Source organism: Mucilaginibacter psychrotolerans, assembly GCF_004519315.1.
Taxonomy (GTDB): domain Bacteria; phylum Bacteroidota; class Bacteroidia; order Sphingobacteriales; family Sphingobacteriaceae; genus Mucilaginibacter; species Mucilaginibacter psychrotolerans.
On record NZ_SOZE01000008.1, the window covers coordinates 1 to 17,787 of the forward strand.

Annotated in this window: 10 protein-coding genes; 8 read left to right on the forward strand and 2 right to left on the reverse strand. The window is 46.9% G+C overall.

Annotated features, from left to right (window positions below; all coding sequences use genetic code 11):
- Positions 1–165: 165 nt before the first annotated feature.
- Positions 166–4,155 carry a hybrid sensor histidine kinase/response regulator transcription factor gene (locus E2R66_RS09825; RefSeq protein ID WP_240049277.1) on the reverse strand — a complete coding sequence of 1,330 codons (3,990 nt, stop codon included), beginning with the start codon at positions 4,153–4,155 and terminating at the stop codon, positions 166–168.
- A 194-nt stretch (positions 4,156–4,349) separates the two neighbouring features.
- On the opposite strand from E2R66_RS09825, the gene E2R66_RS09830 reads away from it, so the two are divergent.
- From E2R66_RS09830 to E2R66_RS09865, 8 genes are all read left to right on the forward strand, one after another.
- Entirely contained in the window at positions 4,350–7,571 is a 3,222-nt protein-coding gene (locus E2R66_RS09830; RefSeq protein WP_133229322.1) for a SusC/RagA family TonB-linked outer membrane protein, read from the forward strand.
- A gap of 23 nt (positions 7,572–7,594) precedes the next feature.
- On the forward strand, positions 7,595–9,484 hold the full coding sequence (locus E2R66_RS09835; protein ID WP_133229320.1) for a RagB/SusD family nutrient uptake outer membrane protein: 1,890 nt from the start codon (positions 7,595–7,597) through the stop codon (positions 9,482–9,484).
- A gap of 20 nt (positions 9,485–9,504) precedes the next feature.
- Complete coding sequence (locus tag E2R66_RS09840; RefSeq protein WP_133229318.1) at positions 9,505–10,209, forward strand: DUF3823 domain-containing protein; 705 nt, start codon at positions 9,505–9,507, stop codon at positions 10,207–10,209.
- Between the two features lie 105 nt (positions 10,210–10,314).
- The gene (locus tag E2R66_RS09845) at positions 10,315–12,150 is read left to right on the forward strand and encodes a glycoside hydrolase family 2 protein (RefSeq protein ID WP_133229316.1); all 1,836 of its coding nucleotides are present in this window, start codon (positions 10,315–10,317) and stop codon (positions 12,148–12,150) included.
- An 11-nt stretch (positions 12,151–12,161) separates the two neighbouring features.
- Positions 12,162–14,225, forward strand: coding sequence for a beta-L-arabinofuranosidase domain-containing protein (locus tag E2R66_RS09850; protein WP_204985901.1), 2,064 nt, complete (start codon positions 12,162–12,164; stop codon positions 14,223–14,225).
- A gap of 212 nt (positions 14,226–14,437) precedes the next feature.
- Positions 14,438–15,202: a hypothetical protein gene (locus tag E2R66_RS09855; RefSeq protein ID WP_133229314.1), complete on the forward strand. Its 765-nt coding sequence runs from the start codon at positions 14,438–14,440 to the stop codon at positions 15,200–15,202.
- 100 nt (positions 15,203–15,302) lie between these two features.
- A complete protein-coding gene (locus E2R66_RS09860) occupies positions 15,303–15,962 on the forward strand; it encodes a hypothetical protein (protein ID WP_133229312.1) in 660 nt (219 codons plus the stop codon).
- Positions 15,963–15,982: 20 nt separating this feature from the next.
- Entirely contained in the window at positions 15,983–16,519 is a 537-nt protein-coding gene (locus E2R66_RS09865) for a hypothetical protein (RefSeq protein ID WP_133229311.1), read from the forward strand.
- 273 nt (positions 16,520–16,792) lie between these two features.
- On the opposite strand, the gene E2R66_RS28675 is transcribed toward E2R66_RS09865, so the two are convergent.
- The gene (locus E2R66_RS28675) at positions 16,793–17,626 is read right to left on the reverse strand and encodes a glycine-rich domain-containing protein (protein ID WP_192901958.1); all 834 of its coding nucleotides are present in this window, start codon (positions 17,624–17,626) and stop codon (positions 16,793–16,795) included.
- Positions 17,627–17,787: the final 161 nt, after the last annotated feature.

Consider the following 17,787-nt stretch of genomic DNA (forward strand, 5'->3'; position numbering starts at 1 on the left):
AGAAAAAAATATGAGCGCAAAAATACATAGTTTGCCTTTATGGCAAACTACGCCCTGTTTAATTTACAAAAATTAAAAAGATTTTTAACCCATTACCCTTAAGTTGACGGCTATGCCTCTCGAGAGGGGAGTAAAAGAATCATTCGTCCCCGCTTAATTTCAACCTTAAAAACTCTTCACCTTCGCTGCCTTTTTATTGTGCTGGTACTCCGTAGGGGTGGTGCCGAATTGTTTTAAAAAGTTACGCCCCAGGTGCGATTGCGAACTGTAGCCCACCATATTGGCCACCTCGTATATCTTGTAATCGCCTTCTTCCAGCAGCTTGGCGGCTGCTTTTAAGCGGGTGATATTGATGAGTTCATTGATGGTTAGGTTCGATATCGCCTTTACCTTGCGGTAAAGGGTGGGCTTACTCATATTCATGAAGTTAGCAATATGCTCTACATCCAGGTCAGCGTTTTGGATGTTCTTGTAGATTACCGCGTTCAGCTTATCCAAAAAGCTTTCATCGGGCTTGGAGTAGGCCATGGTTTTGATATGGGCCAAAGGCGAACTGGCAAAGTAATCTTTTATCTTATTGCGGTTGATGAGCAGGTTGGCTATCTGCACCTGTAGGTGCTCTGGCGAGAAGGGTTTTTCTATATACGCATCTGCACCTACCTCCAGGCCTTCTATCTTGCTTTGCAGCGTATTTTTGGCCGTAAGCAAAATGATGGGGATATGGCTGTGATCAAAATTGGTTTTTACCCGTTTGCACAGCTCAAAGCCGTCTATCACAGGCATCATCACATCAGAAATGATGAGCTGTATGTTCTCGATATCGATCATATCGAGCGCCTCCTGCCCGTTCAGGGCTTTGATTACGGCGTATTTCTCGCTTAGTTCGTTGGCAACAAATTCCAATATCTCGGGGTTGTCGTCTACCAAAAGTATAATCGGCTTCATAAAGTCAAAATTATCGTCGTGGTTTACCACGCCATGGTGCTCATAGTTATCAGGTGTGTTCTGGAAATCGAATTCTTTATCCTGGTGAATTGGTAATATTAATGTGAAAGTATTAAAATTATCGGTAGGTTCTTTCAAGAAAAGCGAACCTTTATGCAACTCGGTGAGCGAGCGGGATAAAGAAAGGCCTATGCCGGTGCCCGTTTGCTTCTCCGATTCCTTCATCCTAAAGAAGGGTTCGAATATCCTTTCGCGCAATTCAAACGGTACCAGGTAACCGTCGTTTTTAATGATGAGCATGAACGATGGGTCGCGCTCATCGTGCTCGGGCAGTTCTATCTCCACCGCCGATTCGGCGTATTTGATGGCATTATTGATGAGGTTGCTGATGATTTTAGTAAAGGCCTCCAAATCTACATAGGCATACAGTGGCTTGCCGGGTTGCTTCAGCTCGTACTGCAGGTTTTTTTGCTCGGCCATAGGCTTAAACTGCTGGCAGGTATCGGCCAGCAATTCGGTAACATCTGTTTTGACGAAGTTGAGACTGAAGCCGTTGGTTTCCGTTTTCCTGAAATCGAGCAGCTGGTTGGTCAGGTCGAGCAGGCGATTGGTATTGCGCTCCATTATCTTCAGGTTGCCCAGTATCTCAGGCACCTGGTCGGCTTTTTTCATCACCTTTTCCATGGGGCCTTTGATTAAGGTAAGCGGGGTGCGTATCTCATGGGCCACGTTGGTGAAAAACTCGATCTTAGCGTTGTAAAGCTCTTTTTCTTTATCGTTTTCCAGCAGTTCTATCAGGCGTTCGTTGGTTTGCCTCACGTTGCGATGATAAGCCCTGAAAAGGTAGTATATGCTGAAGACGCACACCAGCGTATAAAATATGTAGGCCCAAATGCTTTTCCAGAAGGGCGGCGCTATATCTATTTCGAAAGTAGTTTCCTTGTTCGTCCAGATGCCGTTGTTGTTGGCTGCCTTTACCACAAAGGTGTAATGCCCGGGCGCTAACTGGGTAAAGTAAACCTTACGGTTGGTTTTCAAACGTATCCACCCCTTATCCAGCCCCTTCATCATATACATGTATTGGGTCATTTCGGGCGCGGGGTAGCTAAGCGAGGCGAAATCGATACTGAAGGAAGACTGATCGTGGTTGAGCTGAATGCCTTTGGAGGAAATAACCGATTGCTTAAGCAAATCATCGGGTCCGTTTACCGATATCTCCTTATTATGTACCTGGAAACCGGTAATGTAAACCGGGGCCACGAAATCGTTGCGGGTAAAATGCGCCGGGTTGAAACTGATCATGCCGCGCACGCAACCAAAATACATAGTGCCATCGGTATCCTTAAATGCCGAATTGTAATTGAACTGATCCGTAAGCAACCCATTGGCCTTGGTGTAAACTTTGGTGCTGCCGTTACCCAGGTTCAAAGAAACCAGCCCGCCGGTGGTGCTCACCCAAAGGTTCTTGTCCTCGTCTTCCAGCATTTTAAAAATGTAGTTGCTGGGCAGGCCGTTGTTGGAGTCGTAGTATTTAAACGATTGTTTGCCGGTATCGTACTTCCATAGGCCTAGTCCATCAGTGGCAAACCAAAGGTTGTTGTCGCTATCCTCAAAAATGCCGTTGATGATAGACACTTTTAGCGCGTTTTTAACTTTATAGGTGTCCGCGAGTTTTTGGCTGGTGTTGTTTTTGATATCGTAACAATAAATGCCATCCCTTACAGTACCCACCCAAATTTTGCCGTTATGGTCTTCCAGTATCGAATAAATAAAATCTCCGGGCGGTATCTTGTCTATCAGCGTAAAATCGTTTTGGGCGGTGTTGAAACGGTACAAGCCATGCGTGGTACCTACCAATATGATGCCCGATCGCGTTTTGAGGAAACCCACGATAAAGTTACTTTTTAGCGCATTTTTGGCCGCTCCGGCTACAAATAGCTTCTCTACCTTGCCTGTTTGTATGTTGAACACATTCAGGCCGCGTTCAAAGGTGCCTATGTACAGGTATTTACCATCGGCCAGCAAGCCGTGTATGTTGGTGTTGCTGATACCGTTGGTTACGCCGGGGTAGTAGTGTGTCCAGGTGGTTTTATCGGGCGATAACTTGTTGAGGCCGTTATCTTCGGTACCCATCCACAGGTTGCCATACATATCTTTGCATATCTCGCGCACTACGTTGCCCTGCAGGGTATTCTTTTCGCCCGGATAATATTTATGGAACAGGGAATGCTGTTTTGGGTAATAATTTACGCCGCCAAAGTAAGTGCCCGCCCACACCCCGCCCTCGATATCTTTATGCAGGGTGTAGATGGCGTTATCTGATAGGGAGTAGGGATCGTTATATTGTTTTTTGATATTGGTAAAGGTGCCGGCACTTACATTATAGATAAATACGCCCGATTCTGTAGCCAGCCAATATTCGTTTTCGTTATACTTCACAAAATCGCGCACGTATACCTCGGTTTTATCGGGGTTGTATATCAGCATATCGCGGTATTGGCCGCTTATGCAATCAAACTCTTTAAAGCCCTGGTTGGTGGTGCCCACAAAAATTTTGTTGTTGCCCGCGCCAAATATCTTCTCGATATAATGAGATGTTGCCCTGTCCGAATGCCCAAACATATCAAAGCTGGTAAACGTGCGGCTGGAGTGATTGAGTTTTTTCAGTTCGCCGCTGGTGGTTGATAGCCAGAGGTCGCCATTGTTGAAAACGATGGAGGTTGCCTCGAAGGTTTGATAGGGGCGGTAGTTGGTTATCTTTTTGGTTTTCTTATCGTACTTCATCAGCGCCGGCCCCGCAATGAACCAGCAGTTATCGTAAGCATCCTGCACAATGCAGCGCACGCCATCAAACCCGCCGATGTTGAGGTGCGAAAAGGTTTCTGATCGGGCATCGTAGTGATCAACGCCCTGGTCGGTACCTACCCATAAACTGCCATCCTTATCGGGGCTAAGGCAATGCACCATATTATTGGATATGGTTTTTGGGTTGCTGGCATCGTGCCTGAAGGTTTTGAAAACGTAGCCATCAAAACGGTTGAGCCCATCTTTGGTGCCGAGCCATAAAAAGCCGTTTTTATCCTGTATAGTGGCATAAACGGTGTTGTTAGATAAGCCTTGCTCTACCTGGTAGTGCTTAAAATAATAGGTTTGCGCGCCGCAAAAAGCAGGCAGCCAAAGCAATAAACAAAGTATATAAACAGGTTTCAAATCAGTTGGGTTAAAACAAATATAGGCAATTGGTGCAGCGGTTTTAGGGCGAAATTACTTTGATACTTTTCGACCAACTATTGATATGATTTGATTAATTGCCGCGTAATAAAAGCTTTTTCTTTGAACTTAATTTAAAGCGGGTACTCTCGCCCCTTTAAACAAACAATTTAACCAACAATAATTTCACCCTTATGAGAAAAACTTTACTCCCCACACAGGAGGGGTACGTGCGTACGCATTGGTTGTACGGTCTGCGGTACCCTAAATCATTAATTGTATTGTGTGCTGTTATCATCGGCGTGCTTTTATCGGGCAGTGCGTTTGCACAGCAGGTAAAAGTTACCGGTACGGTAACAGACAGCACCGGCACAACGCTGCCTGGTGTTGCCGTTAAATTCCGCGGCACTACAATTGGCACCACTACCGATGTTAACGGTAAGTTCAGCCTCAATGCCCCCTCGGCAGCCAGCGTATTGGTATTTACCTACGTGGGCTTTGCCAACCAGGAAGTGCCGCTAAACGGCCAAACCAATTTCAACGTGAGGCTTAAGTCAACCAACACCGCTTTGCAGGAAGTTGTGGTAACTGGTTACGGCAGCCAGAAGAAAGAATCGATTACGGGCGCTATCTCCAGCATAACTGCCAAGGATATAGATCGCGTGCACGGCGGTTCTACAGTGAGCACCTCGCTGGCGGGTAAAATCCCGGGCGTTACGTTCAGGCAGTCTGAAGGCCGCCCGGGTGCAAGCGCCAGCATCCAGATCCGTAACATGGGTACACCGCTGTACGTTATCGACGGGATACAGCAGGACGAAGGCCAGTTTAACAACCTTGCCCAAAACGATATCGAGAGCATCTCGGTACTTAAGGACGGTTCGGCAGCTATCTATGGTGTGCGTGCTGCGAACGGCGTTGTGGTGGTAACTACCAAAAAAGGCAGTGGCGAAGGCCGCGTCAACATTGATGCTTACCAGGGCTTCCAAAACTTCTACCGCTTCCCCGATGTTGCAACCAACTCTTACGATTACATGCGCTACCGCGCCGATGCGGAAGTGAACATGAATGGATCGACCAACATTACCCAGGCCGAACTGGATAAGTACAAAGCCGGTACCGAGCCTGCTTACCGTAGCTTTAACTGGCGCGATTATGTATTGGGCCAAAACAACAATGCGCCTATAAGCTCTGTAAACGCCAACTTTACCGGTTCTACAGATAGGGTTAACTACTATGTATCGGCAACAAACTTACACCAGTCGTCGCAATTGGGTAAGGAGTATATGTTCAACCGCTCTAACATCCAATCGAACGTATCATTGAAAGTGGCTAACGGCTTAAAGGTTAACTTAAACATTAACGGCCGTGTAGAAACCCGCGAAAACCCGGGCGTACCGGGTGGCGATGACTACTTCCTGGCCAGGTTTGCTGTTTTGAGGAATACTCCGCTTGAGCGCCCTTACGCCAACGATAACCCCGATTACCTGAACGACATAGGCCACACCGAGAGTAACTATGCGTTCCTGAACAAGAAACTATCGGGCGTTTACCATAGCGACTGGCGCGTACTGCAAACCAACTTTGGTGCAGAGTATCAAATACCGGGCATTAAAGGTTTAACCGCCAAAGGCTTGTACTCTTACTACGTTGCAGATTACTTGCTTAACAACCAGGAGTACACCTATAATGCTTACACTTACAGGCCTGCTACCGACACTTATGATGTTACCGGTGGTAGTACCAACCCATGGCGCGAGCGCGAGCAGCGCAAGGAGTTTGCCAAAACCCAACAGTTGCAGTTAAACTACATCAACACCTTCGGCAAAAACTCGTTGGCTGCCACATTGGTATCTGAGCGTATAGAGCTGCAGCACCTGCGCAACTGGATACACGCTTCGCCGGTATCTAACAACCTGCCGTTGATCTATTTCCCTACGGCAGATCAATACCAGGATAGCGACAACAAAGAAACCCGTATAGGTTACATTGGCCGTATCAACTACAACTACGATAATAAATACTATCTGGAAGCTTCGGCAAGGCGCGATGCATCTTACCTGTTTGCACCTGATAAACGCGTAGGTTACTTCCCTGGTGCTTCAGTAGGATGGAGGATTACCCAGGAAGGTTTCATAAAAAACCTGTTAGGCGATCATAGTATCCTCAACGATTTAAAACTACGTGCATCTTACGCTGTATTGGGCGATGACCGCGACCCTAACAACGCGGGTAACTCCATCGTGCCGGCATATGCTTACCTGCCCGGTTATAACTATAACACAGGTACGGCCATTATTGGCGGTAACCCGCTGGTAACATCGGCCGATAAAGGTTTGGTTACCACCAATATATCCTGGCTGAAAAGTAAGATCACTGATATCGGTTTAGACTTTGTTTTGCTGAACAACAAGTTGTCAGGTTCGGTAGATTACTTCTACAGGAAACGTACCGGCTTACTTGACCGCAGGAACGACGTGGTATTGCCTCAGGAAGTAGGTTACTCCTTACCGCTCGAAAACCTGAACAGCGATGCCCAGTCGGGTTTCGATCTGGCGCTTAACTACAACGGCAGGGCCGGTGCAGTTAACTACAACATCGGTGGTACTTTCTCTTACAGTCGCTCTAAAACGCTGGATGTTTATAACCCCTTATTCAATAACTCATTAGATCAGTACCGTAACTCGGTTACCAACAGGTATGCAAATATCGACTGGGGGTATGAAGTTATTGGCCAATTTCAGTCCATTGAAGAGATCAACAACTACCCTATCAACAATGATAACCGGGGTAACAAATCGTTATTGCCGGGCGATCTGAAGTACAAAGATCAAAACGGCGATGGCCGGATTGACCAGTACGATGAAAGGCCTATCGGTTTCGGTTATGGTAAACAGCCTAACATCAACTTTGGCTTCTCTATTGGCGCCGCTTACAAAGGTTTTGATTTCCATGCCGATTTCTCGGGAGGTGCAGGTTATACCTGGTCTCAAAACTGGGAAACACGCTGGGCGTTCCAAAACAACGGTAACTTCAATAACATTTTTGCCGACAGGTGGCACCGTGCAGATATGTACGATGTAAACAGCGCCTGGATACCGGGTAAATATCCGGCAAACAGGGTGAACCCCGGCCCAAGCTACTCCAGCTACGAGTTGAACGGTCAGCGTAACTCATCGTTCTGGTTGCACAACGTAAAATACCTGAGGGCAAGGACCATAGAGCTAGGTTATTCTTTACCTACCGCATTGCTTGCCAAAGTAAAAATGAAAAAAGCGAGGGTGTATTTGAATGGTTACAACCTGTTATCGTTCGATAACCTGAAATCGTACGGTGTTGATCCGGAGACTACGGACGATAACGGCCTTCAGTTCCCTCAAAGTAAAGTTGTCAACTTCGGTGTTAATTTAACTTTTTAATTAATCCCTTAAGTTTCAAACACATGAAAAAAATATCTATCATATTAATGTGCGCCGGCCTGTTAATTACGGGCTCGTGCCGAAAAGACAGCGACTTTTTGGAAGTACCGCCCAAAGCCGTTGTTGATGCCAATGTAGCGTTCTCCGATCCTAACCTGGTGTTATCCATACTGGGCGACCTTTATAACCGTTACTTAGATTTTTCGGGCCTTGATAATGGTTGGGCATCATTCGTAGATTTCAGCGAAGCGTTCCCTTCCGAAAACGGAAGCTCTTACTTTGTGCAGCGCACAGGCTGGGGCTACGGCGAGTGGGGTACCTGGGATTATACCTATATACGCGAGCTAAACCTGTTTATACAGCGTGCTACCGCTTCAACCGCACTTACCGATGCTGAGAAGAACCAGTTTGTAGCCGAAGGCAGGTTTTTGCGTGCCAGCTATTATTTTGAGATGGTGAAGAGAATGGGCGGCGTGCCGCTGATTACCGAACCGTTGGATTACGATTTCTCTGGCAATGTTGCGGTGCTGCAAAAGCCACGTAACAAAGAATCAGAAATTTATGATTTTGTTATCAGCGAAGCGGAAGCTATCAAAGTCTTGTTCAATTCGGGTATCAATGATAAATCCAGGGCTTCGAAAGGTGCCGCTTTAGCCATGGAAGCCAGGGCAGCATTATATGCAGCATCTATTGCTAAGTATGGTGTGACAACCCCGCAGGTAACTTTAACGGGCGGCGAAGTGGGTATCCCATCGTCAATGGCGACTGGTTATTATACCAAAGCACTTGCTGCTGCGCAGGAGATCATTACCGGCGGCGGTTACTCTTTGTACAAGCAATTGCCCGATCTTAGCGATAACTATGCTAACCTTTTCCTGGATAAAAACAGTTCGGAAAGCATCTTTGTGGAAGACTTTAAGGCAAACGGCGGTAAAACGCATGGCTTTACCACCAACAACCAACCTTTTTCGATATCTGACGAAGGTTTGGATGCAGGCCGCTTAAACCCATCGCTCAACCTGGTAGAGGCTTACGAAATGCTGAATAATACTTACGCGCCAATAGCTACCAAAACTGCCGGCGGCGACCCTATTTATTATACCGATCAGCTCGATGCTTTTGCAGGCCGCGATGCCAGGCTTGCGGGTACTGTGCTTTTACCAAATGGTTTGTTTAAAGGTAAACGTACAGAAGTTTTTGCAGGCTACCAGTTGGCCGATGGTTCCGTAATTGCCAGCGGCGACGCTACCCAAACCAGGGACGTACCGGGCCTAGGTACCGCAATACAGGTTGTAGGTAAAGATGGTATTGTAAACGGCGGTGAGTACCGTACGCAAACGGGTTTCTACGTACGTAAGTACCTCGATCCAACCGTAGGCTCCGGTCGTCGTGGTCGTGGTAGCGATGTGAACTTTATCCGTTACCGTTATGCCGAAGTATTATTGAACGCAGCCGAAGCATCTTTCGAACTAGGCGATGCGGCCACCGCAGCAGGTTATATCAATCAGGTGCGTGCCCGTGCAGGCTTCACTACACCGCTCACTGTCGGCCAGATCACGTTCGACAGGATAGTGCACGAACGCCGCGTAGAGCTGGTATTCGAAGGCCATACCTTGTTCGATATGAAACGCTGGAGGCTTGCCAACGTAGTATGGGATGGTAACCAAATGACCGTTGCCGATTTGGTGAGCAACATAGGCGATGCACGCAAACGCAACACACAGCCATTTGGCTTGTGGCCTTACAAATACTTTAACCCCGGTAACCCTAACAGCGGCAAATGGATATTCAAAGAAACCAAGCCAGCATCGGTTACCGGCGCTAACAGGTTCCAGTTGGGTAATTATTATTCACAGATAGGCGACGGTATTATATCGGCCAACCCTAAAATCGTAAGACAACCAAATCAATAGCCAAACTCAATTTAAGAATCATGAAAATAAAATTTCACTATATCATCATTGCGCTTCTTTTTGCAGCTACCGGTTGCAAAAAGGACAACTACGATGCACCCTCGGTAAAGCTGAGTGGCCATCTGGTGTATCAGGGAGAGCAAGTGAACGTAGAGTTTAACCAGGTGCCTTTTCAATTGTACCAGCCGGGGTTTGGCTTATCGGGCCCTATCAATGGCACTTTCGATCAGGATGGGGGTTACTCCGTATTAACATTTGCAGGCAATTACAAGTTCACTATTTCTGCTAACCAGGGCCCATTTTTATGGAAAGAGGTTTCGGCAGGTAAACGCGATACCCTTGCCATAAACCTCACGGGTAATCAAACTGTGGATATTGAAGTAATGCCGTTTTACTTAGTGCGTCAGCCGGTGTTTACCAAAGCGGGTACTAATGTGAACGCTACCTTCAACATTGCCAAAATTGTAACCGATGCAAACGCCAAGAATATCGAACGGGTAACACTGTACGTTAACAAAACCCAGTTCGTATCGGGCAGTGGCGATTATAACATCGCCCAAACAAGTTTAGATGGTGCTGCGCTTGGCAGTTTAACCGGCATCAGCATGAGTGTTGCCGTGCCAACTATCGTGCCCACGCAAAACTATGTGTTTGCAAGGGTAGGCATTAAAATAGCCGGTGTTGAGGATATGGTGTTCTCGCCCGTTGCTAAAGTAACGTTCTAACAAAAACCACCAGGGAGGCCGCTTTCTGCGGGAGCGGCCTCCCTTTTTTTCCTACCCCTTTATTCTTCAAAAAAAATCTATTTTTATATACCGCTATCCACTGCTATGAAGAAAATCACACTTTGTTTATCTCTTTTATTATCGGCGTATCTGCAGGCCAACGCCCAAACTAGCGACTGGCATTTAATAAAAGACCACATTACTACACCATGGGCCGATAAAGTAGACCCTAAGGCAACCCTGCCGGAGTATCCAAGGCCGCAAATGGTAAGGGGCAACTGGCAAAACCTTAACGGCTTATGGAACTATACCATAGTACCCAAGGCACAAACGCCTGCGGCTTACTCCGGTAAAATTTTAGTACCCTTCGCGGTAGAGTCGGCCTTATCGGGCGTAGGCAAAACCGTTGGCAAGGATAGTATGCTGTGGTACAAAACCAGCGTCACCTTAAACAAAGCGCTTAAAGGCAAAGATGTATTGCTACATTTTGGCGCGGTAGACTGGCGCACAGAAGTTTTTGTGAACGGCAAAAGCGTAGGCACGCACGAGGGCGGCTTCGATCCGTTCTCTTTCAATATTACCCCATATTTAAAAGGAGGCAAGCAAGATATCACCATCAGCGTTTGGGACCCCACAGATGATGGCCCCCAACCGCGCGGCAAACAGGTTAAAAAACCTGAAGGCATATGGTACACGCCGGTAACCGGCATATGGCAAACCGTTTGGCTGGAAGGCGTAGCACGCACGCATATAGCTGCCACCAAACAGACCCCTAACATCGACGATAAGACATTCACTATAGCTGCAGAGGTAGCCAACGCGCAGCCCGGCGACAAAATCAAAATAACCGCATTAGACGGCAGCACCGTGGTTGACGAGCAAACCGTAGATGCGAACGCCACTGCGGTGTTGAACATCAAGCAGCCGAAGCTATGGTCGACCACTACGCCCTTCCTGTACGATTTAAAGGTTGCTGTTATCCGTAACAATAAACCAGTGGATGAGGTGAAAAGCTACTTCGCTATGCGCAAGATATCGCTGGCCCCCGATGCTAACGGCATACAGCGCATGATGCTGAACGATAAATTCGTGTTCCAATACGGTCCGCTAGATCAGGGTTGGTGGCCGGATGGTTTGTACACCGCGCCTACCGAAGAGGCTATGATATACGATATCGACCAGTTGAAGGCTATGGGCTTTAACATGATACGCAAGCACATTAAGGTAGAGCCTGCTCGTTACTATACCTATTGCGATAAAACGGGTATGCTGCTTTGGCAGGATATGCCAAGCGGCGACCTGGGCAACGGCTGGGAAAACCGCCCCGGCGTATTAGACAGGGCAACAGATCAGGCCCGCACGGCCGAATCTGAAGGTTACTACCGCAAGGAATGGACCGCTATTATGAAGGCTTTGCATAACTACCCGAGCATCGTAGTATGGACACCATTCAACGAAGCATGGGGCCAGTTCAAAACCGTGGAGATAAGTGATTGGACGATGAAGAACGACCCATCGCGTTTGGTAAACAGCGCAAGCGGTGGCAACTTTTATACTACCGGGCATATTGTCGATTTGCATAATTACCCTAACCCGGCCATGCCCGACCCTGCTTTGTTTGGCAAAACAAGGGCGGTAGTGCTGGGAGAGTTTGGCGGTTTGGGCTGGCCTGTGGATGGCCACAACTGGCAATCGAACAAAAACTGGGGTTACCAAAACTTTAAGAACGGCGAGGATGTGTTTAAGCGGTACGTAACGTTTACCAACCGTTTGCAGGAGCTGATAAAGCTTGGCCTATCGGCAGCTGTGTACACCCAAACTACTGACGTGGAAGGCGAGGTGAACGGTTTTATTACTTACGACAGGAAGTTCATCAAGATGCCGGTAGAGAAACTGCACGCCGAAAACAGCAAACTGTATAACCCCGATTTGGCCAAATAAAATCTGATTGGATGAAGTATTTAAATTATACGGGTAAACTTATTGGTTTATCGCTATTGCTAAGCTGGGCCGGGATGGAAACAGCCCCGGCCCAGTCGGTTAAAGCCACGGTGCTAAAAAGACTTGACAACGGCGCTATAAACGCCAACTACGTAAGCAACCGCGCGCCATTGCAAAAGGCCTACTTTGTAAAGCTGCCGGTGGGCAGCATCAAGGCAGGCGGCTGGCTAAAGAAAGCGCTGGAACTGCAGCGCGATGGCCTTACCGGCAACCTGGGCGAGATCAGCATATGGCTATCCAAAACCAATAACGCCTGGCTCAATAAAGAGGGCAAAGGCGAATATGGCTGGGAGGAATTGCCTTATTGGTTGAAGGGTTACGCCAACATCGGCTATATGCTGGGCGATAAAAAGATGATGGCCGAGGCCAAATTCTGGATAGATGCGGTTTTGAATAATCAGCGCGATAACGGCGATTTCGGGCCGGCGGTAGAGCACAACGGCAACCGCGACCTGTGGACCAATATGCCGATGCTGTGGTGCCTGCAATCGTACTACGAGTACAGCAAAGACCCGCGCGTTATCCCTTTCATGACGAAATATTTCCAGTTCCAGCTGGAACTGCCCGATAATAAACTGCTGGAAGATTACTGGGAAAACAGCCGCGGTGCCGATAATATCTCCAGCGTGTACTGGCTGTATAACCGCACCGGCGATAAGTTTCTGCTGGATTTGGTGACCAAACTGGATAAGAATACCGCCAACTGGCGCCAGGCCGGCAACCTGCCCAACTGGCACAACGTAAACATAGCGCAATGCTTCCGCGAACCTGCTCAATACTATTTGCTGAGCAACAACCCGCAGGATTTGGCAGCAACCTATAACGATTTCAAACTCATCCGCTCCATATATGGGCAGGTGCCCGGTGGCATGTTCGGTGCCGATGAGAATGCCCGCAAAGGCTACGACGACCCACGCCAGGCGGTAGAAACCTGCGGCATGGTAGAGCAGATGACATCAGACCAAATGCTGCTGGGCATCACCGGCGATAGCTTTTGGGCCGAGAACTGCGAGGATGTAGCCTTTAATACGTTTTCGGCAGCGTTTATGCCCGATTATAAATCGCTTAGATATTTAACGGCACCCAATATGGTGTTGAGTGATGGCAAGAACCACAACCCCGGGCTGGATAATAGCGGGCCGTTTTTAATGATGAACCCTTTCAGCAGCCGCTGCTGCCAGCATAACCACGCCGCCGGCTGGGTTTACTACGCAGAAAACAGCTGGATGGCTACGCCGGATAACGGCCTGGCAGCCCAGCTTTATACCGAAGGCCAGGTTAGCGCCAGAGTTGGCAACGGCGCACAGGTTACGATTACCGAAACCACCAAATATCCTTTTAAGGATTTGATAAGCTTTAAGCTAAACACAGCCAAAGCAGTGGCTTTTCCGCTGTATTTGCGCGTACCCGCCTGGAGCAAAGGCGCTACGGTAAAAGTGAACGGCATCCCTTTAAAGGTTGCCAATGCAAGCGGCGACTACATCCGGTTGGCTAAAACCTGGAAGGATGGCGATGTAATCACCCTGCAACTGCCCATGCAGATAAAGGTGCGCGACTGGGCTAAGAACAAAAATAGCGTGAGCGTGAACTATGGCCCATTGACCTATTCGCTGAAGATAGACGAGAAGTATATACAGGAAGACAGCAAGAAGACTGCCATAGGCGATTCGCGCTGGCAAGCCGGTGCCGACCCAAACAAATGGCCATCGTACGAGATACACCCTGCATCAGCCTGGAACTACGGTCTGCTGCTGAATGAGCAGGACCCTGCGAAATCCTTCAAGGTCATCACCCGCGCATGGCCGAAGGATAACAACCCCTTCACCAACAATGGTTCGCCCATACAGCTGCTTGCCACCGGCAAGCAAATCCCCGGCTGGACGATAGACCAAAACGGCCTCTGTAGCGTACTGCCGCAAAGCCCGGTAAGCAACAACCAGCCCGCAACCCAGCTAACCCTGGTACCTATGGGCGGCGCAAGGCTAAGGATATCGGCGTTCCCGGTGGTGAAATAGATTTTTTGAGGAAATAAGCAGAGCCCTGTGCCATTGGATGATGGTGTGGGGTTTTGTTTTTGGTGATGATGACCTCTTGTATGGGAATATCTGTAACTTGGCAATTGGCAACCGTCCATGCGGGTCACAAGTGGGGATAATGCGGCAGTGAGGGGGGATTGCTAAACGCTATTAAATTAGCAATTACAGCTAATTGTTGTAAGTTTATTTAAATGAAAAAAACACTAACGAGAACAACAGAGGATCTTGCTTTATACTTGCAAAAACTTGCAGATGATAAAGTTGAAACTTCGATATCATGGAGGTGTTTAAATTGTGGTGAAACGCACTCTTGCAACTTATTGGAAAAAGTCCGAAGTGTCAAAAATGAATACTTAGTGGGCGAAAATAAGCCCGATTTGTCCCTCTTTGATTTGAACGGAGACTTATTTGCGGCGATTCATTTCTTGAAAAGGAAGAGTATAGATACCACGATGCAAGAAGCTTATCGAGGTAAGTGCATGTACATCCAGATTAAACTTGAGACTGGGGACGACTTTAATAGTCTGTCTCAAAAGTTACAGAAGCCAGATTTTGTCGCAATTTGCGTTAATCCTAAATGTGAAACTTGCAGTCACCCAATGCAAAAAGTAATCCTTTGGATAGTCGATGGCTGCTGTTGGAAATGCGAAGGAGATATGAAAGTTGCGGCGGTTGAAGCAGGGATGTCCCGAGGTGGGAGTTATGTAGGGCCGGAACGATTTACATTAAATGAAATCGAAATAGCGCGAAATAAGGGAGTTGTTATAGCAACTCATTACAGCAACACACAGAGAAGGAGTTATCTAGCAAATAGCTGTCCTCATTGTAACGCTTTTGTCGGAGATTACTATTTATTTACTGAATATATAAGCACCACGGGGTATGGAGATGTCGATTTCGAGAAAATTGAGGCAGGGTATTATTGTGAGCCATGTACGGAGCCACGATTCTTATAATCCTTTGCTATATGATGGCACGCAACAGATCTTAGCATATGAATTCTGTGTTTGTCAATATTACCTGATATTTTCAATTTGACTTTCTATATTGTGCCGAATGATTCAACTTAGCCAAATCCAAATTCAAATCCTTTTTAATGAGCTACTTAAAAGAATTGATGCTAAATACTCGCCAATCAATGTTACGGTTCAGCCGGAAATTGGTGCGAAGCCTAGTAATTGTTTTAATAACGTAGCTCGGAAAGTAGCAAAGGAGGGTGGAAGTATTGTTTATGGATGGGCTCTTTTGCCCCAGCGACACATACTAGAAGCCGAAAAACATGCAATATGGAAAATGCCTGATGGAGAATACGTTGATATTACTCCAAGACCATTTCCCATACCTATGCTGCAATTCGTTATAGATGATGAATTTGAATATAAGGGACAATTAGTTGGTAATGTTAGGATAAACACTACCCAAAATATAGTAGTTGACGACTGGATATTTGTGTGCGAAGCAATAGATGAGTTATACACGCATACTAAACGCGTCGATGATCAATATGTTGACGTGCCTCCACCGATTGCACCTTTCCTTAATTGGCTTGAAAACTTCGTTAAAAATTACGAGCCTTACGTTACGGCAGGGGGCGGCCCTGACACGCTTTGCTTTTGCGGAAAACCGTTTTTCTATAAAGATTGTCACGGATCAGGTATGCAAGAAGCGATTAACAATGATTTGGCGCAGGTCTTAGAAAGCCTGCGAAAGGTATGACCAATTTTAGCAACCTGACGATGAGCACAATTGAGATATTCACTTTATGTAATACTATTCTGACCACAGTTACCCTTACGGTTACCTATTTTAATTATCACCATTTAAGAAAGAAGGATTTTCAGGATAAACTATTTCAAATTAAATTGGATGCTTATAGAGACCTTAATGCCAAATGTTACGATGCCTATTTAACATTAAATATCAATTCCGAACCTTTTAATGAAATTTACAACATTGAGACAAAAGAAGAATGGGATAAATATTTTGAAAAAGAGTTTATGGGACTATATAAAGTGGGTTTTGGACTACAAGAATCTATATACGGTTATGCTTATTTGCTACCAACCGCTGTCATTGAAAAGTATTACGACTTTTCTAATTTTTGTCTTGGTTTCGTAACGATGTCTGCTCATTTTGACACAGGGCTAATTGTAGATAACACTGATCGGATGTGGGGATACTATGCCGAGCTTCTAAATTTAATAAGGCACGATTTAAAAATTGAGGTGATAGATAAGGGACTTTTAAAAAGAGTAACCAATCCCCTTCTTTAACCTTAATTCCCCATACTCCCCCACTGGTCGAAGTTTAGCATAGCGCAACTTCGACCTATAATAAGAAACCTTTCAACTTGCGTATTGCATTATGATTGTTGTGTTGGGTCACCAAAGCTCTGGCATCTTAAGCTGAAAGCTTAAGGCGTTTATATGTCGAAGTTGAAAACTTCCACCAGTTGGGGTAATCCGTAGAGATAGTTTTATGGTGTTCTATATCTGTCCATTCCATTGGTAGAAGTTGCGCTATGCGGAACTTTGGCCAACGAAGACTTAACTGCTACCGCATCCACTGCCACAACCGCTGCAGCCCGATGATGAGCATCCGCTGCCACAACCGCTATGGCCGCCGTCGCCACTGTGCCCGCCATCGTGTCCACCGTGATGCCCTCCGTGATGAGACGAACCAAAGTCGCCACCGCATCCGGCGGTACTGCAGCCGCTGTCGCCCCCGTTTTGATTACCTTTGCTCTTGTTGGGGTCAGATTCCCATTTGTAAACGCCAATGGTAACGGCTACCACAATGCCAAGCATGATCAACGGCATACTGTAATCCTCTGCCGCTTGTATAAAGGTGGCGCAGGCAATCAACAGCATCAGTAGCGTAAGTGCCGCTACCGAGAGTCTCGGCTTTTTGATGATCCAGTATCGCCCGGTGTTTACCCGCCGGAAATCGATATCCGTAAAACGCTGCTGGTTATTATGCCAGATGTCTTCCGGCGGTTTGGTCCCGAATTTATCGGTATAAAGTGTTTGCGATGAGGTATAAAACTTGTCGAATTTATCGGCTTCCTGTGCGCCGCCTTTTGTGGGGTTGTGGTGAATATCCTTTTCGATGGTGTTTTTGCAAAGGTCTATCCAGTACGAACGGGTAAAGGTAAGATGCAGGTGCCAGGCCTGATCTACCGGGTCTGATGGGGTGACGCCACTTTCGCTAATGCAGCACATAAAAATGAATTTCCTGTATTCGGCTATTACGCGGTAGGTGTAGCTCAGGCTCCAGCCGTTCTCCCTGGCCAGCCGGGCAGAAAACTTAAAGTCAGCACCCGGTTCGTCAAGTTGGAACGCCTCAATTTTCTGCCATAATGTGATTTCTTCTTTCGTCATGGTTGTAGGTGTAAATTGGCTAAAGCTAACGAGAAGGAAGATAGGTAAGATTATTTTAGTGTTAAATAATCGTTATATTTCAAATGATTAATGTTAACAGTTGTTTGTTGACAAATGCGCGTTTTGCCCGCAGATCTCCCTCCCAGTGCCGGAAGGGTTTC